This window comes from Streptomyces jeddahensis (assembly GCF_001642995.1).
In the GTDB taxonomy this organism is placed as follows: Bacteria; Actinomycetota; Actinomycetes; order Streptomycetales; family Streptomycetaceae; genus Streptomyces; species Streptomyces jeddahensis.
The window spans coordinates 11,900-31,110 of the sequence record NZ_LOHS01000114.1 but is presented as its reverse complement, the minus strand read 5'-3'; the positions used below and the strand labels follow the sequence as shown (position 1 = coordinate 31,110).

Genomic DNA, 19,211 nt, shown 5'->3' with positions numbered 1-19,211 from the left:
TCAGACCCCTTCCGCCCGGGCTCCCGAAGGGACTTCCGCGTGGGCTCTCGAGACGGCTTCCGCCTGGACATACGCGGCGCGCATCACGTCCTCGAGGTCCGCCTCGTCTATGGCGATGTCCGTCACCTCGTACCGCTCGATGACCGCCTTCAGCGCCTGGTGCACGGTCGGGGCGTCGGCCTCGGCCGGGCCGAACACCACCTTCAGGCCGTCGTGCCGCAGCAGCGCGATGCCCGGAAGGGGCTCCACGCGCGCGTGCGGGTCGGCGAGCGTGGCCCGCACCTGCCAGGTCGAGCCGAACTTCCGGCGGATCTCGTCCAGGGAGCCGTCCAGCACGAGACGCCCGTGGTTGATCAGTACGACCCGCTCGGCGAGCCGCTCGACCTCCGTCATGTCGTGGGTGGTCAGCAGCACCGTCCGGCCGCGCTCCTCCACCTGGTGCCTGAGGAACTCGCGCACCTGCTCCTTGACCACCACGTCCATGCCGATGGTCGGCTCGTCGAGGAACACCACGGGCGGGTCGTGCAGCAGCGCGGCGGCCAGGTCGCAGCGCACGCGCTGGCCGAGCGAGAGGTGCCGTACGCGCGTGTCCCAGAACGACGACAGGTCGAGCAACTCGTCGAACTCGCCGAGCCGGGCGCGGTGTTCGCGCTCCGGCACCTCGTAGATGTCGCGCAGGATCGCGAAGGACTCGCGGACCGGCAGGTCCCACCACAGCTGGGTGCGCTGCCCGAACACCGCGCCGATGTTGCGGGCGTTGCGCTCGCGCTCCTCGTACGGGACCACGCCGGCGACGCGCGCCTCGCCGGCCGTGGGCGTGAGGATGCCGGTGAGCATCTTGATGGTGGTGGACTTGCCCGCGCCGTTCGGGCCGAGCAGGGCGAGCAGTTCGCCGGGCGCCACGTCGAAGGTGACGTCCACGACGGCTTCCTTCGCGACCCGCTCCGGGTTCACCAGGGACTTGAGGGCGCCCGCGAATCCGGGGCGGCGGACGGTGGTGTGGAAGGTCCGGGACAGGCCACGGACCTCGATACTGCCGCTCATGCGGCCGACCTCCTCGTGAGCCTGATCAGCCATACGGTCGCAAGCAGCGACGCGGCCGACAGGACCGTAAGCAGCCATGGCACAGCGCGGATGCCGGACGCCTCGATGCCGACGCCCAGCAGCGGCGGGGCCGCAACGCCGCCGATCATAGAGGCGGCTATCACCCAGGCGCCTGCCCTTTTCGCCTCGGGCAGCGCCCGGTTCAGCCAGGGCAGGCCCGTCGGGAACACAGGTGCGATGAAGAGCCCCACGCCCGCGTACGCCACCGGCGCCGCGCCCGGTATCAGCGCCAGCAGCAGGCACGCGGTCATGCCGGCCGCGCAGACGGTGAGGATGCGCTCCGGCGAGTACCGCAGCGTGATGGGTACGACGAGGAAGCGGCCGACGGTCATCATCAGCCAGTACACGGAGGTGGCCGACGCCGCGACCGCGGACGAGTAGCCGACGGTCTCCAGATGGGTGGGCTCCCAGCCGCCGACGCCCGCCTCGACGGCGACGTTGAGGATGTAGAGGGCGAGGAAGCCGACGAGGATCCGGGAGATGCCGAGCGAGTTCGCCGGAGCTGCTGACGACTTGTCAGGGCTCGGGCTCGGAGCTTCGGTGCCCACACCACCCGTGCACAGGATCAGCACTCCCGACAGCACGGCACAGGCCCCGAAGGCGTACGCGTAACCGTCCGGGCCCGTCCACGCGATCAGCGCCGGGCCGAGCACCGCGCCGATGCCGAAGTGCGCGTTGAGGATGTTGAGCATCGCCGTCGAGCGGTCGCCGAAGCCGACCGCGAACAGCTGGTTGAGGCCGTAGTCGATGCCGCCGAAGCCGAGGCCGCCGAGGAAGGCGGCGGCGAGGGCGAGCGGCCAGTTCGGGGCGAGCGCGAAGCCCGCGGCGCCCACGGCCATCAGGGCGTAACTGGCCGCAAGGAGCGCCCGGTTGCTGATCCGGGAGTGGATCGCGTTGAACGCCAGGACGCCGGCGACGCCGCCCGTGAAGTGCAGGCTGAGGCCGAGTCCGGCTCCTGAGGGGGACAGGGCGTACTCCTCGCGCAGGCCCGGCACCGCCGGACCGTAGAGCGCCTGGAGCATGCCGATGAGGACGAATCCGACGCAGGACGCGGCCGCGGCCGGACGGCTGAAGAGCCGTCCGGCCGCGGACTGCGTGAGAGTGCTACTCATTGATCTCCGTGAAGGTGAAGGAGAACTCGGCGGGTTCGGCGCCCAGCAGGTACTGCGGCAGGGGGCCCGGACCGCACGACTGGGAGCCGATGCCGCCCTGGCCGTTGTCGAGGTTGACCCAGACCGTGTCGCCCGGCACCAGGTCCGTCCGGTGCTCGGCCGCGTCGAGCTGCTCGGTGGTCCAGCGGCGGGCCGTGAACCAGAACTCCGGGTCGCCCTCGATCCGCAGACCGCCGATCTCCGCCCAGCGGACGTCGGCGCGCGCGCCGTTCTCCTGCGGGCGGACGTACGGGGTCTGCAGGTCGTCGATGGACGACTGCCAGCGGCCGAGCCTGGAGGCGGCCCGCGTGTCCGGGTACGCCTCGCCGGGGCCGCCGCCGAACCACTTCACGTGATCCGCGGACGACGGCAGCCCGAAGCGGATCCCGAGACGGGGCAGCGGCACCTTCCACTCGCCGTCGGGCGTGACCGACACGGTGAGCCGCAGCCGGCTGCCGTCGGCGGTCCAGCGGTACACCGTGCGCAGGCCCAGCTCCCAGGCCGCGGGCGCGACCCGGGTCCGCACGGTCAGCGCGTCGTCACCCAGCTCGACGGCGTCGATGCGGTGCCGCATCCGGTGCAGGCCCAGCTTCTGCCACAGCAGGCCGTAACGGATGTCGTCCTGCCAGCTCGCGCCGTTGTCGTTGTCGGTGGTGGCGCGCCACACGTCCAGGCGCAGGCCGGTGACATCCACCGCACCGACCGTCCGCAGCTCGCCGGTGCGGGCGTCGAAGGACGCCGGGCCGAGGTGGATCAGCCGGTCACGTGAAGTCGGCTGCTCACCGGCTGCCACCGGCACCGGCGCGCGCTCGGTGACGGGCAGCTGCGCCCACGCGACCTCGTGGCCCTTCGTGGCCCACGCGGTGTCCTCCGCCAGCAGCGCCCGCACCGTCCATCCCGTCTCGGCGCCGCGGCTGTCGGCGGGCGGCTCCGGCAGCTTGACCTCGGCGGACTCGCCCGCGGCCAGGCCCGGCACGGCCAGCGATCCGGCCTCCACCGTCTCGCCGTCCACCTGGTACGACCACTCGAACGCGAGGTGCGACAGGTCCGCGAAGTCGTGACCGTTGGTGATCCGCACCGTGCCCGCGGGGCCGTCGCCCTCGATACGGACGGGCTCGATCACCTTCTTGTACTCGACCAGGCCCGGCGACGGCGTACGGTCCGGGAAGATCAGCCCGTCGCAGACGAAGTTGCCGTCGTGCAGCTCCTCGCCGAAGTCGCCGCCGTATGCGTAGCCGAGCTCGGCGTGCTTGATGCCGTGGTCGATCCACTCCCAGACGAAGCCGCCCTGGTTGCGCTCGTACTTCTCGAACAGCCGCTGGTAGTCGCTGAGCCCGCCCGGGCCGTTGCCCATCGCGTGCGCGTACTCGCAGAGGATGAAGGGCAGGTCCCGGCGCTTGTGGGTTCCGCCGTCCAGGCCGCGGCCGATCTGCTCGACCTCGGCGTGGGACGCGTACATGCGTGAGTACATGTCCGTGTCGCGGCAGTTGATGTCGCCCTCGTAATGCACGAGGCGGTCCGGGTCGCGGTCGTGGATCCACTCGGCCATCGCGGTCAGGCCGCGGCCGGTGCCCGCCTCGTTGCCCAGCGACCAGATGACCACCGACGGGTGGTTCTTGTCGCGCTCGACCATGCGGGCGGCGCGGTCGAGGAGCGCGGGGGTCCAGCGGTCGTCGTCGACCGGGTTGTCGCGCCAGGCCTGCTCGACGAAGCCGTGGGTCTCCAGGTCGCACTCGTCGATGACCCACAGGCCCAGCTCGTCGCAGAGGTCGAGGAAGGCCGGGTGGGGCGGGTAGTGGCTGGTGCGGACGGCGTTGATGTTGTGCTGCTTCATCAGCACCAGGTCCCGGCGCATGGTGTCGAGGTCGACGGTCCGGCCCTTCTCCGGGTGGAACTCGTGCCGGTTCACGCCCCGGAACAGGATCCGCTTCCCGTTGACCTTGATCACGCCGTCCTCGACGACGACCGTGCGGAACCCGATGCGCAGCGGGATCCGCTCACCCGCCGTGGCCAGCACACCGTCGTAAAGCCGCGGCGTCTCGGCCGTCCACGGCTCGACGGGCACGGTGAGCGGCTCACCGGTGGCCACGTCGATGCCGAGCTCCGGGACCGTGACCCTGCCCTCCACGAGGGAGTCCACCCGCAGCGTCCCCTCCCCGCTGCGGTGGTCGTACGACGCGTGGACGAAGAAGTCCGACGCCGCGCCCTCGGGGCGGTGCAGCAGGGCCACGTCCCGGAAGATGCCGGGCAGCCACCACTGGTCCTGGTCCTCCAGGTAGGAGCCGGACGACCACTGGTGGACGCGCACCGCCAGCACGTTGCCGGTGCGCTTCAGCAGCCGGCCGACCGCGAACTCGTGCGGCAGGCGGCTGCCCTTGAACTCGCCGATGTCCTCGCCGTTCAGCCACACCCGCGCACACGACTCCACGCCGTCGAAGCGCAGCACGGCGTCGCCGTCCGCCGGCCAGTCGTCCGGCAGGTCGAAGGTGTGCAGATGGTCACCGGTCGGGTTCTCGGTCGGCACGTACGGCGGGTCGACCGGGAAGGGGTAGAGGTGGTTGGTGTAGATCGGCGCGCCGAAAGCCCCGTCGCCCTGGAGCACCCAGTGGCCCGGCACGGCGACCTCGTCCCAGCCCGAGGCGTCGAAGCCGGGCTCGGCGAACGACTCGTCCTCCGCGCCCGCCGTGGCGGACAGCCGGAACCGCCATCTGCCGTTCAGCGACAGGGAAGCGGCGTCCGACGCGGCGTACCAGGCGCGCGGCGGCAGACCGCCGCGGCCGGGCGACACATCCTCGATGTAGTCGGTGGAATCGGTGGTGCGGAAGGACATGGTTCTGGGTCTCCGTAGGTTGCTCGGTCAGCCCTTGATGCCGGTCTGTGCGATCCCCTGCACCAGCCAGCGCTGGAGGAAGAGGAAGACGAACACCAGGGGCAGGATGGAAATCGCGGTGGCCATGAAGATCAGGTGGAAGTTGACCGTCTGGTTGGTCATGTACGAGGACAGCGCCACCTGCACGGTCCACGCGCTCGGGTCCTGGCCGATCACCAGCGGCCACAGGAAGGAGTTCCAGCCTTGGATGAAGGTGATCGTGGCGATCGCCGCGAAGAAGTTCAGCGAGTTGGGCACGACGACCCGCCAGTACGCACCCCAGTACCCGAGCCCGTCCACCCGCGCCGCCTCCTCCAGCTCCTTCGGGAAGCCGAGGAAGTACTGCCGGAACAGGAAGCAGGTGAAACCGCTGAACAGGCCCGGGATGATGAGACCGCGGTAGCTGTCGACCCAGCCGAGCGACGAGACCAGCACGAAGCTCGGGACGAAGGTGACGGCGGTCGGGACCATCAGGGTCCCCAGGACGGCGTAGAAGATCTTGTTGGCGTGCTTGTAGGGGATGCGGGCCAGGCCGTAGCCCGCGAGGGAGCACACCAGCAGGATGCCGGCGGTGTGCAGGGTGGCCACGACCGCCGAGTTCCACAGGGACTGGCCGAAGGGGACCGTTTCGTCGCTGAACAGCTCGCTGATGTTGCCCCACTGGATGTCCGTGGGGAACAACTTCCAGGTCTCGCCCGTGATCTCGGCGTCGGTGGACAGGGCGTTGCGGACGAGAATGTAGAACGGGACCAGGAAGAGGAGGGCGGCGACGCCCGTGGCTATGTAGAGGCCGGTGGAACTCATCACGCCGCCACCGCGCCTGACACGGAGGGGCTTGTCCGACGTCGGCGCGGACTTGTGCACCTCGGGCATGGTGGTTGTCACTTGGACTCGTCCCCCCTTCCAAAGCCCATGATCTTGCCCTGGAGCAGGGTCACGGCACAGATCAGTACGGTCAGGATGAGCGCTCCCGCGCTGCCGGCGCCGTAGTCCTGGCTCTCGCCCAGGGCCTTGTAGTACAGCTCGACGAGCGGCGGACGGCCCCATGTCGTCTTCGACAGCAGGTTGAAGAACTCGTCGAAGGCCTGGTAGGCCGCGATGAGCAGCAGCAGGACCACCGCGGTGGACGTGGCGCGCAGCTGGGGCAGCGTGATGTACCGGAAGGTCTGCCAGCCCGGCTTGGCGCCGTCGATGGCGGCGGCCTCGTACAGCTCGTCCGGGATGTTCTGCAGCGCGGCGATGAACAGGATCATGTAGAAGCCGGACTGCAGCCACAGACGGGCGCTCACGATGACCAGCCAGTACCAGGGCGGGTTGGGGTCGGCCAGCCAGGCGATGTTCTCGATCCCGAACCAGCCGAGGACGGTGTTCATCAGGCCGAAGCGGACGCCGCTGAAGATGGACATCTTCCAGATCAGCGCGGCGGCCACATAACTGCACGCGGTCGGCAGGAAGAAGACCGAACGGAAGAACGCCCGCATGAACCGCAGACGGTTCACCAGCAGCGCCAGGCCCAGCGAGAACGCCCAGGTGGTGGGCACAATGAACGCGGCGAAGACGGTGAAGGTGCCGAGCGAGCCGACGAAGTCGTCGTTCGTCAGCATGTACGTGTAGTTGTCGAAGCCGACGAACTTGTCGGGCGTGACGGTGAAGCGGGCCTCGAAGAAGCTGAGCCAGAGGCTCCAGAGGATCGGGGCGTAGACGAAGATCGCCAGACCGATGAGGAACGGCCCGGTGAAGAGCCAGAAGTTGAAGGTGGCGCTACCCCGCAGACCCCGCCGCGGCTTGGCCGATGAGGCCTTCGCCGGGGCGGGGCGCGCGAGGTCGCGTGCCGTGGTCGTCGACATGTCGTGGTCCGTTCCGCGGCCTATCCGAACAGCTTCTTGAGCTCGCGGTTGACTGCCGTGTCGGCCTTGTCGAGGGCGGCCTCCGGGTCCATGTTCTTGCGGACGCAGTTGGCGAAGACGTCCTCAAGGGCGGTGATCATGGCCTGGGTCCAGCCGATGTTGTCGAAGTGCCCGAACGCGTTGAAGAGCATGACGCCCTCAGCGGCGTTGCCCGACTTGAGCTTGGTGGCCTTCTCGGCGATCGAGGTACGCGGCGGGATGTGGAACCCGTAGGAGGTGGCCCAGTCCTCCTGGTACTCCTTCTGGTCGATCCACAGCCACTTCACGTACTCCTTGGCTGCCTCGACGTTCTTGCCCTTGGCATTGACGAACATCGACCAGCCGCCGTTGTAGACGGACTGCTTGCCGGAGTCGATGGTCTTCGGGAAGGGGAAGATCCCCCAGTCGTCGCCGAGCGCGTCCTGGATCTGCGGCATCGCCCACATGCCGCACCACTGGATGGCGCACAGGCCCTGGTTGAGCGAGGAGGGGTCCCAGGACTCGGTCGGTGCGCCGAGGAGAAGGTCGCCGCTGGTGAACAGCTTGCGCATCTTCTTGAGGCCCTCGATGACGCCGTCCGTGTGGTAGGCGATCTCGTTCTTGTCGTCGAGGGTGTCGGCGCCCGCCGACCAGATCATCGGGTTGATGACATTGTGCAGGTCGTTGCCGAGGTACAGGCCCTTGACCTTGGGGGTGGTGAGCTTGGCAGCGGCCTCCATCAGCTCGTCGAGCGTGGTCGGCACCTTGACGTTCGCCTTCTCCAGCATCGACTTGCGGTAGAAGAAGAACTGCGGGTCGTCGATCATCCGGACGCCGTATATCTTCCCGTCGACCGTGTGCGACTTGATGTCGGCCGGGTTGAAGTCGTCCTTGACCGGGTCGATGATGTCGGTCAGGTCCGCCACCTGACCGCTCCTGACCATCTGGATCTGCGGGTGGAACTCGAAGAGGTCGGGGGCGTTGTCGGTCAGCAGGGTCGAGAAGAGCTTGCTCTCGAAGTCGGCGCTGGTGATCCACTGCGTGGTCACGTTGGCGTCCTTGTAGGCCTTCGCATACCGCTTGATGGCCTGCTCGGTGCCCGGCTCGCCGTACGCGTGGAAGTACTGGACGAGGTTCGTGCCCGAACCGCTCCCGCCACCGCGGCCGTTGTTGCTGCCGCATGCGGCCAGGGGGCCGAGGGCGGCGAGGCCGGCGGCGGCCCGGAGTACCGAGCGGCGGTCCCAGTTGCTGCTGCTCATTGCCGACATGGCTGACGTCCTTGTCTCGAAGACGGCTCGGATGGCGTTGCGGTGCGGGACGTTAACCTTCGGCTAAGGCTTCGGCAAGGGGTTGGACGAAGCCTGCTCGAAGCGTTGTGTGGGGTTCGGGATACCGAACGGGGGGTGGGGCGGGCCATCGCACCTGGGGGTCCCCCGCTCGAGCGAAGCCGAGAGTGGGGGAGGCCCGCCCCAGTCCGTCAGCTCTGCTTCGACCAGGCCTGGTTGGCCCCGCCGTTGCAGGTGTAGACGACGACCTTGCTGCCGTCGGTGGTCGCCTGGCCGCTGACGTCCAGGCACTTACCGGAGGCCTCGCTCACGATCTGCCCGTTGCCGTTGAGCAGCCACTGCTGCTGGGCGCTGCCCGTGCAGTCGGCGGTGGCCAGACCAGAGCTCGCGGCCGTCAGGCAGCCGTTTCCGCCCTTCAGCGTGCCCGTGGAGTCGTACGACCAGGACTGCGCCGCGTCACCCGTGCACGTGGCGATGGCGGCGCCCGAGGCGTTCGCCGTGAGGCACTTGCCGGACTGCTTGCCCTGCCAGGCGCCCGTGACCGCGGAGGTCGCGTCGCCGTGCTGGTCGAAGACGTACGTGGTGATGGAGCGGGCGGGCAGCGTGGCGGAGGCCGTCTCGTCGGTCACGGAGGGAAGGGCGGCGGACGCCCAGTTCTCGGTGGCCGACGTCCGCACGGCCTGTGTGGCCTTCAGCGGCGTCTTGCTGTTGAAGTGCAGGTCCAGGGCCGTGTCCGTCGTGTTGTGGTTGTTGACCACCACGACCCACTTGCCCTTCCGGTCGTACGCGCTGACCTCGACACCGCTCGGCGCGCCCGTCACGTTGTGCGCGACGGCGCCCGGCTTCACGAACTTGCTGTACTGGCCGAGCGCGTAGTACCGCTTGGTGAAGTACAGGGTCTGGTTGCCGTTGGTGGCGTAGTCCGGGTCGTAGTAGATCAGCCCGTCGTTCCAGCCGCTGTCGTTCCTCGCGTACGGATCGGTGCCGATCATCTCGGAGAGCGCCACCCACCACTGGAACGCCGAGTCGTGTGCGGTCGCGAAGTCCTTGTACATGATCCGCGACAGGTTCAGCCCGCCGTCGATGGTCGGGTCGTACTCCTGCGCCCAGCCCGTGCCGCCCTTGCCGAAACAGCAGATCTCGGTGGACCAGGACGCGATGCCCGCCGCCTTGGACGTCTCGTAGACCTTCGCCCGGTTGGCGTCGCTGGGGTTGTCGTACGTGTGGTGGGCCAGCTTGTCGACGTACTGGGCCGTGCCCGGTTGTGAGATCCACTGGGGGACCTCTTCGTTGAACTTGACCGTGCTGGTGGACTCGTCCGCGATGATGCCGGTCTTCTGGCCGCGCGCCTGCTGCTCGGCGCCCAGCGCACGCACGATGTCGTCGCGCTGGTCGACCGGCACCAGCATGCCCTCCTGCCCGCAGGAGTCGAAGCTGTTCGTCGGCTCGTTGAAGGGGCTGATGTAGTCGAACTTCTGGCCGAGCTCGGCGAAGTGGTCGGTGACGTCCGCGATGTACCTGGCGAAGTCCCCGGTGTTCTCCGCCTTCAGATAGCCTCCGCAGCTCTTGCCGTTGGTCTTCCACTCGGCGGGCGCGGAGTTCACGAAGGCGATCAGGTCCTCGACGCCGTACTTCGCCGCGTAGTTGAGGAACGTACGGCCGCCCTTGTCCCTGCTCCAGTCGTACGTGCCGTCGTCGTTCAGGAAGTCCTCCGGTGCACGCGACGGCGTGGTCACCGCCGTGCCGCCACCGCCGATGTTGTAGCGGTAGGAGCTCAGGTCCAGGCCGTCCTCGGAGAACAGGAGCTTGGCGACCCGGGCCTGGACCGAGGGCGAGAAATGCTGAATGTCGTTGACCCACCAGGCGCCGGAAGCGCCGATGTTGTCGATGGTCTGTGCGGCGTGCGGGGAGACCTCCGCCGGGGAGGTGTCCGCGGCACCCGCGGACGGGGCCGAGGCCAGGGCCCCGGCTGCGGTGAGCGCGGCGGCCAGGGCCGCCGCCACGACCGGGCGTCTGCCGCCCGGACGTATACGGCTCTCGGCTCGGGGGATGGTGCGCGTCATGTGCAACCCTTCCGTCGTCACGAAGGCGGTGCGGTACGGCTCCTTGCGGGGGTGGTGCGACGGGCGGTCCTGCCGCCCGTGGTCTTCTTCGGGGACGGGCTCCCGGGCTTCTGGCTCACGGAGGACAGCGCCCCTTCCAGCGCGAAGGTCGCCGCGCCGAGGCACACCGGGTCGGTGGGAATGGGGGAGAGGATGATCTCGGTGGCGGCCAGCGGCCGTTTCAGCGCGTGCCGCGCGACGGCCTCGCGCACCTCGGCGAGCAGCGGCTCCCCGAGCGCGGACGCCACCCAGCTGCTGAGGACGATCACTTCCGGGTTGAGCAGGTTCACCAGGTCGGAGATGCCCGCGCCGAGATAACGGCCGGTGTTCTGCACGGCCTTGACCGCCACCGGGTCCTGCTGGGCCACCCCGCGCGCCAGGGCGTCGATCGTCGCGGTCTGGTCCTCGGGGTGCAGCAGCGGACTGCCGGGGCTCAGCTCCCGCAGATTGAGCATGATGCCGGGCGCCCCGACATACGTCTCGACGCAGCCGCTGTTGCCGCAGTGGCACAGCCGGCCGTCCAGCACCAGTGTGGTGTGGCCCCACTCGCCGGCGCTGTTGGTGGTGCCCCGGTGCAGCTCGCCGCCGAGCGCAAGGCCGGCGCCCACACCCGTTCCGAGGTTGACCACCACGGCGTCACCGCGCCCGCGTGCCGCGCCGAACCACAGCTCGGCCACGGTGCACGCGTGCAGCGGATTGTCCAGATGCAGGGGGTACGCGATGTGGGCGGCCAGCAGGTCGAGGAGCGGCACGTCGTGCCAGTCCCAGTTCGGTGCGTAGACCGAGACGCCGCCCTCGCGGTCGACCTGGCCCGGCACGCTGACCCCGACGCCCAGCACCCTGGCGCCCGTTACGCCCGCCTGCGCGACCACGGAGCCGACGGCGGCGGCGACATGGGCGACCACCTGCTCGGGACGGTTCTCACCGGGACGTACGTCCTCGTCGGCGCGGCCCAGCACGTTCAGTGCCAGATCGAACAGCTCGACGCGGACGTACGTCTCGGCGATGTCGACGCCGATCAACGCGCCTCCCGACGCGTTGACGGCGACGAGTCCCCGCGGGCGCCCGCCCGCCGAGTCCTCGAACCCGACCTCGGTGATCATCCCGAGCTCCAGCAGCTCCCCGACGAGCGTGGCCACCGTCGCAAGACTCAGCCCCGTCGCGGCCGCCAGCTCCTGCCGCGACGTGGGCGACTCGGCGATGATCTGGCGCAGCACCTCATAGCGGTTTGCCGTGCGTATGTCCCGGGACGTGCGCTTCACCGGACTGCCCCCTCCGTCCCTCTGATCCCTGGCGAGGCGCAAGGCTATGGCGTCGCCCGCCTTTCGACAAGGGGTTAGGAAAGGGGCTGGAGAAAGTCGCGCGCTCTGGCGTGGTCCGGCGTGGTCCGGCGGCGGTCCCGGCTCAGATCTGTTCTGGGCGTTCCGCGCGGCCCGCCAGCACCTGGCGTACGAAGGGGTTGCGGAACGTGCCCTCCGGGTCCAGCGTCTCGGCGAGTCCGACGAATTCTGACATACGTGGATAGAGTTTCCGCAGGACGGCGGGTGAGGTGGTGAACACCTTGCCCCAGTGCGGCCGCGGCGCGAACGGCGCCAGCCGGTCCTCGACCAGCGACACCACGGGCAGGACGGATGCGGTGTCCTTCACCCAGGTGAAGTGCAGGGCCACCGTGTCGCGCCCGTACGCCGGGCTCAGCCACTGGTCGTCCGCGGCCACCGTGCGCACCTCGCAGATCTGCAGGACCGGCGCGATGGTGTCCCTGACCGAGTCGAGCGCGTGCAGGGCGGCGAGCGCGTCGGAGCGATCGAGGAGGTACTCCGACTGGAGCTCGGCGCCGCTGCTCGGCATGAACTCGGCACGGAAGTGCGGCAGCCGCTCGTGCCACGGGCCGGGAACGCCGAACTGCTGTGTGCAATTGACGGCGGGCATGCCCGGCACGGGGTGCATGGGTTCGGTGGCGGGCGCGGCCCACGGGAAGTCGGGGGCAGGCGCGTCGGCGCGTTGCTTCAGCCACACCTGCGTGAAGCGCGGCCCGCGCCAGTCCGTGAACAGGCTCACGCTGTACGCAGCCGACGACACCGCCGCGAAGTCGAGCCCGTCGAGCGGCAGATCCCTGTACACCCGCTGGCTCACCTCGAAGCCCGGCACCAGATCCAGTGTCAGCGCCGTCACCACGCCCAGTGCACCGAGCGCGACCACCGCCCCGCCGAAGCGGTCCTCGCCCCGGCGTAGCGTCACCGTCGAGCCGTCCGCAGTGACCAGCTCCACCTCGCGCACCGCGGCCGCGAGGCTGCCGTTCGCGTTCCCTGAGCCGTGCGTGCCCGTCGCGACCGATCCCGCGACGGAGATATGGGGCAGCGAGGCCATGTTGTGCAGCGCGAGCCCGTGCTCGTGGACGCGCCGGGCCAGCTCCGCGTACCGCACGCCGCCCGCCACGCGGACCGTGCGCGCCGCCGTGTCGACCTCGACGGACGGCGGGAGCGCGGCGAGCGACAGCAGCACGTCCTCGCTGTCCGCGATCCGGTTGAAGGAGTGGCCGCTGCCGAGTACCCGCACCTTTCGGCTGCGGGCCACCAGCTCACGCAGCTCGTGGAGGGAGCCGGGGCGGTGCACCTCGTGTGGAGTAAAGGTGATGTTGCCGGCCCAGTTGGTCACGGTGCCGCCGTCGTACGCCGCTATGTCGGTCACGGGCTGTCGTCCCTCTCTTGGAAAACTCTGAAGGGATCATCGCAGCTCGCGCCTGCCCGGCGATCCTTCCCTCCCCGGCAGTGCGAGGGCGTCCTTGCGTCCCGTGACGTCCTCGTACTGGCGGATGAGGTCGGCCGCGTGCGTCGAGTGGTCCGCGGCTCCCGCGGTGAGCCGTTGCTTCGCTTGGAGTAGTTCGCCATAGATTCTGCCGTATGTCCCGCACAGTTTGATGGTTTCTTCTGTGCGATCGCTCAGGCCGACGGCGTGAGGGACGGCGATCGTGAGTGCGGCGAGGCCGGAGAGCGTGGAAAGGACCACCTGCGCGGTGAACTGCGAGGTCTGGGCGATGAGCGGCCAGGCGAGCAGTCCCGTGAAAAGGCTGATGGCCGCAGCAGCGACGTTGTACAGACGGAATCTCTGTACCAGGTGGACCGCTTCTCTGGGCATCCTTTTCACCCAGTAGCCGGCGCCTTCGATGCTTTGCTCGAGCCGCCGCGACATCGCCGGGTGAGACGGATTCTTTGACCGTCTGAAAAACTTTGGCAGCAGCGACATGGCACTCTCATTGGTGGGGGACGGGTCATTAAACAGTGACTGTTGCGGCGTCCGATCCCCGGTATTCAGCTCTTATTGACGGATAATTAACCAGCGTGGAGCAATCGAGGCCATGTCGCCTGATACGTCGGCCGTGACTTTCGCGGCTTCGAAACTGATTCAGGGCATGCTGTGGCATGCGGGAAGGGTGGATCGTCCGGCGTGTCTTTGCGATCATGTGTGGCCGAGCGCATAGTGAGGTCGCGAGGCGTATGGGTTATCGGACGCATAGCCATGGAGCCATTCGGAGCTGGGCGCCCGGCGGACGGGTGACCCAAACCGAAACCCCGGCCCGATTCCGGCGGGCCGGGGTTTTCGGTGCCGCGTGGGCGGCCGTTTTGCTTTGCTGTGTCGCTCTTTCTTCGTGGTCTGCCTTGGCTAGTCTCAGTCGTCGTAGCCCTCGTGGTCGCCCTTGTGGTCGTAGTGGCTGTCGATCACCTTGAAGCTGCCCACGATCACGTCGTCTTCCACGTTTCCATCGACCACGAACTGGGAGGACTTGGGCGAGAGAATGGCCTCCGGCGTGTTGCTGCAGTTGATGGTGTCGAAGAACTCGACGATCTTGTTGCTGAGGTTTTCGACGTTGAAGGTGTCATCGGCGACGGGGCCGTCGCCGTTGGGTACCTGGACGCTGGCGACGGGGAAGCACTGGTACTTGTGAGCCGGGTACTTCTGCCCGTTGACGACGACCTTGTCCTCGTCGTGGTCCTTGTGCCCCTTGTCGTAGCCCTTGTGCCCCTTGTCGTAGTCCTTGTCCTCCTTGTCGTAGCCCTTGTCCTCCTTCTTGTAGTCGTAGTCCTTCCCCTCGTCCTTCTTCTCGCTGTCTTCTCCGCCGTAGCGGGCGTGGTCCGCGATTGCCTGGGGGGCGGACTGAGAAGAACCGGTGGCGGAGGCGTAGGTCATTCCGGTGAGAGTCAGTGCCGCGACGCCGACAGCGGCGGTCGTGACGGCGACGGTACGCGTCTTCATTTCACTTCTCCTTGATGTCCAGAGATGCCGGCCCGAGCGGCCGACCCGTGAATGAACGTACTGATCGCATTTTTTGCTGTCATCTCGGAGATGTCGAAGGTGTGATCACCAAAGGGCCGACCGGACGCACCTGAGGCCGTGTCACGCATCCTTCTGATGGCCTGATTTCTCGTCAAAACCCAGCAAAATCGGGGGTTCCCCGACCGTGTCTTGGGCTGCCTGGGCGACTGTCGATGGCCCGTCACTCTGTCGGCCAGAGGCCAGGGCATTCCGGATAGCTCGGGGCCGCTGAAAAAGAGTCAGCTTGTTGTCGCCGCCCGCTCAGGGACACGCCGGAAATTCCGCCGGTTCTTTCTTTCTTGCCGCGTGTCTGATAAAGCACCCAGGCTCCGATCGCCGTCATGACGAGCGGAGAGATGACGGGCTGCCATCCGACCGTCGATGCGGGCGACGAACCCCCGTCGACGGTCGGGCACGCTCCCCGCGTAACGTGAGAACCCGAGAAGACGGGGACTCGCGAGGAGAAGGAGAGCCATGGACAGCCGCACCGCGCTGGTCGAGGACCTGCTGTACCGGTTCCCGCACGTGCCGCGCGAGGCCGTGTTCAAGGAGGACCTGCTCCGCGGTGGCATCGCCTTCGACGAGTCGGCGCTCAGCGACACGGCCAACGAGGCGTCAGGCGACGTCAAGCCGAAGTCGTACTTCATCTTCTCGTTCGACCACGGCACCCTGCCCGAGCTGGGCGCCGCCGCGCTGCGCCGCCCGCCCGAGGAGATCGTCCTCACGGGCGGGCCGTACGACCTGCGCCGCACCGTCGTGTCCGTACGCGTGAACCCGGCCTCGCCGTACCGCGTCGCGGCGGACGAGGACGGCGTGCTCGGGCTCTATCTCGACGGAACGCGGATCGCTGACGTCGGGCTGCCGCCGATGCCGGACTACTACCGGCACACCCTCGAGAACGGCAAGTCCGTGATGGAGGTCGCCCCGACCATCCAGTGGGGCTACCTCATCTATCTGACGGTCTTCCGCGTCTGCCAGTACTTCGGCGCCAAGGAGGAGTGCCAGTACTGCGACATCAACCACAACTGGCGCCAGCACAAGGCGGCCGGCCGCCCCTACACCGGTGTGAAGGACGTCGAGGAGGTGCTGGAGGCGCTGGCCATCATCGACAAGTACGACACGGCCAAGGCCTCCACCGCGTACACCCTCACCGGCGGCGCCATCACCTCCCACATCGGCGGCCGCGACGAGGCCGACTTCTACGGCCAATACGCCAAGGCCATCGAGGAGCGCTTCCCCGGCCGCTGGATCGGCAAGGTCGTCGCCCAGGCCCTCCCGAAAGCCGACGTGCAGCGCTTCAAGGACTACGGCGTGCAGATCTACCACCCCAACTACGAGGTGTGGGACCGCCGTCTGTTCGAGCTGTACTGCCCGGGCAAGGAGCGCTACGTCGGCCGCGACGAGTGGCACCGCCGCATCCTCGACTCGGCGGACGTCTTCGGCCCCCGCAACGTCATCCCCAACTTCGTGGCGGGCGTGGAGATGGCCGAGCCCTTCGGCTTCACCACGGTCGACGAGGCCATCGCATCGACCACCGAGGGCCTGCGGTTCTTCATGTCGCACGGCATCACGCCCCGGTTCACGACCTGGTGCCCCGAGCCGACCACCCCGCTGGGCAAGGCCAATCCGCAGGGCGCCCCGCTCGAGTACCACATCCGCCTCCTTGAGGCGTACGCCGCGACGATGGAGGAGTACGGGCTGACGTCCCCGCCCGGCTACGGGCCTGCCGGGCCGGGGCGCGCGGTGTTCTCGGTGAGCTCCTTCATGGACAGCATCTCGGCCTAAGCGCTCCGCTGGGGGTGCAGCGATGTGCTGTCGATCGTCTGCGGCACCATCGTGGCTGGTCGCGCCCGCGCGGCGGAGCCGCATATGTCACAGCCCCGCGCCCCTTCAGGGCGCTGCCGCGCGACACGGACCGGCCTACACGGTGACGGGCTCGGGGCGGGCGTGGGTGGGGATCCGGCCGCTGCGGTGCAGGCCGTGCAGGCACCCGGCGCAGGCGAGGCCGAGCCCGAGCAGCACGAGCCAGGGCAGCGCCGGAAGGCCCGCCGTGCGGGCCGCGTCCAGTGCGGCGCCGGTCAGCAGGTTGCCGAGCGTGATGCCGATTCCGCAGATGGTGTTGTAGAGCCCGTAGTGCGTGGCGACGAGACGGTCGCCGGAGAGACGGACGATGGTGTCCATCTCGAAGGGGTACGCGATCATCGTGCCGACCGCCAGCAGCATGGCCGACAGCGACGGCGGCACGCTCGCCATGAGCCATCGCCCCAGGCCGGAGTCCGGTACGGGCAGCGGCGCCACCGCCAGCAGGGGCAGGAACGCCGCGCCCATCGTGGCGAGCCCCCATGCGAGGGCCCGCCCCGGGTCCGTCCGTTCCTTGCACCACGCCGTCACCCGGGTCTGGAAAAGGACCGTGCCGAGCCCCGACACGGCGAACAGCAGCGCCGTGGCGGCCGTACCGGCACCGCCGTCGCCACCGAGCCGGCGCGCCTCCAGCGGCAGCGCGAGATACACCTGGAAGGAGAGGACATACGAGCCGATCATGGCGGCGGAGAAGAGCAGGAACGGCCGGTTGGACACGACGGCCCGCAGCTGGGCCGCCACGCCGGCGGCTGGCAGTCCATCGCCGCTCTTCGTCGTGCCGCTCTCCGCCCCGCTGCTGTCTGCGGCCCGGCGCGCCGGCAGTTCCCTGAGCTGGACGATGCTCAGCAGCGCGAAGACGCCCGAGGCCACCAGGCAGGTGGCGCGGAAGTCCACGGCCGTCAGCGCCATGCCGACCAGCGGGCCGACGAGGATCCCGGCCTGGTAGAAGACGTTGAAGAGCGCGAACGCCTCAACGCGCCGGTCGCCGGCGTCCGCCGCCAGATACGCCCTCACCGCGGGGTTGAACAGCGCCCCGGCAAGGCCGGTGGCCGCGCAGGCGGCCACCAGCGCGGGCAGCGATTCGACGAGTCCCAGCGCCGCGAAGCCGGCCGTACGCAGCACGCACCCCGCGACGATCATGGGCTTGTACCCGAGCCGGTCGGCGAGGGCCCCGCCCGCCAGGAACATGCCCTGCTGCGTGAAGTTCCGTACGCCGAGTACCAGTCCGACGGCCCATCCGGCGAGACCGAGCGAGCCCGACAGATGTGCGGCCAGATAGGGCATCAGCATGTAGAAGCCCAGATTGATCGTGAACTGGTTCACCATCAGCAGCCGCACACTGCGCTCGTACGTCCTGAACTGCTGAAGCATGCCCATCACCCGGCCACCTCGTCGTCCGAGGCGGATTCCGAGGCGGGGTCCGAGGGGAGATCTGAGGCGGGGTCCGAGGCGGCGACCGGCAGGGGGTCGACGACCGTCGTGCACCGGGTCCAGCGGGTGACCTCGCGGCCGTCGGGGCGGGGGATCTCGTCCGGTTCCGGGGCGGGCGGGGCGCTGAGCAGACCGTGCGCCGCGCAGTACTCATCGTCGTACACCGTCGACAGATAACGCGCCGGCCCGTCGGGGAAGACGGCCGCGACCCGGGCGTCCACGGGCAGGGTCCCGGCCGCCCAGCCGGCCACGAGGGCGACCGCGCCGACGCTCCAGCCGCCGGTGGCGTAGTGCGCGGCCGCCAGCCGGCGGCAGGCCCACACCGCCTCGGCGGGCGCGACCCAGTGCACCTCGCTGAAGATCCCGTAGGCGACGTTGCGGGGGTGGATGCTCGACCCCAGGCCGCGCATCAGGCGCGGCCGCGCGGGCTGTCCGAAGATCGTCGAGCCGACGGTGTCGACGCCGATGACGCGCAGGCCCGGGTAGAGCTGCCGCAGCACCCGGGAGAGCCCGGCCGAGTGGCCGCCGGTGCCGACGCTGCACACCAGGACGTCGATATGGCCGAGCTGGGTGGCGAGTTCCAGCGCCAGTGAGGTGTACGCGGCCGTGTTGTCGGGGTTGTTGTACTGGTCGGGGCACCAGGAACCGGGGTGCGAGGCCAGGAGTTCGGTCACGCGGTCGAGGCGGGCCTGCTGCCAGCCGCCCCGCGGGTGAGGCTCGGTGACGGTGTCGACCTCGGCGCCGTAGGCGTTGAGCAGCCGCGTCATGGGCGGCTCGAGGCCGGGATCGGTCACGAGCGTGACGGGATGTCCGTGGACCATGCCAGCCAGGGTCAGGCCGAGCCCCAGCGTGCCGCTGGTCGACTCGATGATCCGGCAGCCGGGCCGCAGGTCGCCGCGGGCTCGGGCGCGTTCCACCATGTGCAGTGCGGCACGGTCCTTCATCCCCCCGGGGTTGAAGCCCTCCAGCTTCGCCCAGAAACCGCGGCCGCCCGGGACGAACGGTCGGGCGATGCGCAGGACGGGGGTGTTGCCGACGAGGGCGGACAGGGCGGTGTGGGCGGCGGTCGGGGTCGTGGGCGGTCTGGGTTCTGCTGTTGTCGGTTCTGCTGTGGTGGACTCTGCGGTGGTGGGCTCTGCGGTGGTGGGCTCTGCGGTGGTGGTGATCAGAGAGTGCATCGTTTCGCTCTCGTCGGCAGACGGTGGTGGCGCTGCGGGGCATCGCGGCTGAGG

General features: G+C 69.0%; 14 protein-coding genes. 1 reads left to right on the top strand and 13 read right to left on the bottom strand.

The features are described from left to right. The 11 genes from STSP_RS27040 to STSP_RS26990 form a co-directional block, all read right to left on the bottom strand. Positions 1-1,044: an ABC transporter ATP-binding protein gene (locus STSP_RS27040; protein ID WP_067283277.1), complete on the bottom strand. Its 1,044-nt coding sequence runs from the start codon at positions 1,042-1,044 to the stop codon at positions 1-3. Next, the gene (locus STSP_RS27035; protein WP_067283275.1) at positions 1,041-2,216 is read right to left on the bottom strand and encodes an MFS transporter; all 1,176 of its coding nucleotides are present in this window, start codon (positions 2,214-2,216) and stop codon (positions 1,041-1,043) included. The genes STSP_RS27040 and STSP_RS27035 overlap by 4 nt, the downstream gene beginning before the upstream one ends. Beyond that, a complete protein-coding gene (locus STSP_RS27030) occupies positions 2,209-5,085 on the bottom strand; it encodes a glycoside hydrolase family 2 TIM barrel-domain containing protein (RefSeq protein ID WP_067283274.1) in 2,877 nt (958 codons plus the stop codon). The genes STSP_RS27035 and STSP_RS27030 overlap by 8 nt, the downstream gene beginning before the upstream one ends. Before the next feature lie 27 nt (positions 5,086-5,112). Then, complete coding sequence (locus tag STSP_RS27025; protein ID WP_232789809.1) at positions 5,113-6,009, bottom strand: carbohydrate ABC transporter permease; 897 nt, start codon at positions 6,007-6,009, stop codon at positions 5,113-5,115. After that, positions 6,006-6,971 carry a carbohydrate ABC transporter permease gene (locus STSP_RS27020; protein ID WP_067283272.1) on the bottom strand — a complete coding sequence of 322 codons (966 nt, stop codon included), beginning with the start codon at positions 6,969-6,971 and terminating at the stop codon, positions 6,006-6,008. The genes STSP_RS27025 and STSP_RS27020 overlap by 4 nt, the downstream gene beginning before the upstream one ends. A 20-nt stretch (positions 6,972-6,991) precedes the next feature. After that, positions 6,992-8,257, bottom strand: a complete 1,266-nt coding sequence (locus STSP_RS27015) for an ABC transporter substrate-binding protein (protein ID WP_067283271.1) — start codon at positions 8,255-8,257, stop codon at positions 6,992-6,994. A 209-nt stretch (positions 8,258-8,466) separates the two neighbouring features. After that, on the bottom strand, positions 8,467-10,338 hold the full coding sequence (locus STSP_RS27010) for a glycoside hydrolase (RefSeq protein WP_067283269.1): 1,872 nt from the start codon (positions 10,336-10,338) through the stop codon (positions 8,467-8,469). A gap of 17 nt (positions 10,339-10,355) precedes the next feature. Beyond that, positions 10,356-11,639, bottom strand: coding sequence for an ROK family transcriptional regulator (locus STSP_RS27005; protein WP_067283267.1), 1,284 nt, complete (start codon positions 11,637-11,639; stop codon positions 10,356-10,358). Positions 11,640-11,781: 142 nt separating this feature from the next. Continuing rightward, positions 11,782-13,056, bottom strand: coding sequence for an FAD-binding protein (locus tag STSP_RS27000; protein WP_067283334.1), 1,275 nt, complete (start codon positions 13,054-13,056; stop codon positions 11,782-11,784). A gap of 45 nt (positions 13,057-13,101) precedes the next feature. Next, positions 13,102-13,620, bottom strand: coding sequence for a hypothetical protein (locus STSP_RS26995; protein WP_067283265.1), 519 nt, complete (start codon positions 13,618-13,620; stop codon positions 13,102-13,104). A 423-nt stretch (positions 13,621-14,043) separates the two neighbouring features. After that, entirely contained in the window at positions 14,044-14,628 is a 585-nt protein-coding gene (locus STSP_RS26990; protein WP_067283264.1) for a hypothetical protein, read from the bottom strand. A 534-nt stretch (positions 14,629-15,162) separates the two neighbouring features. On the opposite strand from STSP_RS26990, the gene STSP_RS26985 reads away from it, so the two are divergent. Then, the gene (locus tag STSP_RS26985) at positions 15,163-16,473 is read left to right on the top strand and encodes a radical SAM protein (RefSeq protein WP_067283262.1); all 1,311 of its coding nucleotides are present in this window, start codon (positions 15,163-15,165) and stop codon (positions 16,471-16,473) included. Positions 16,474-16,608: 135 nt separating this feature from the next. On the opposite strand, the gene STSP_RS26980 is transcribed toward STSP_RS26985, so the two are convergent. Both STSP_RS26980 and STSP_RS26975 read right to left on the bottom strand, forming a co-directional pair. Next, complete coding sequence (locus tag STSP_RS26980; RefSeq protein ID WP_067283260.1) at positions 16,609-17,925, bottom strand: MFS transporter; 1,317 nt, start codon at positions 17,923-17,925, stop codon at positions 16,609-16,611. After that, positions 17,925-19,157 carry a PLP-dependent cysteine synthase family protein gene (locus STSP_RS26975; RefSeq protein WP_078067547.1) on the bottom strand — a complete coding sequence of 411 codons (1,233 nt, stop codon included), beginning with the start codon at positions 19,155-19,157 and terminating at the stop codon, positions 17,925-17,927. Before STSP_RS26975 ends, STSP_RS26980 begins: the two co-directional genes overlap by 1 nt. Positions 19,158-19,211: the final 54 nt, after the last annotated feature.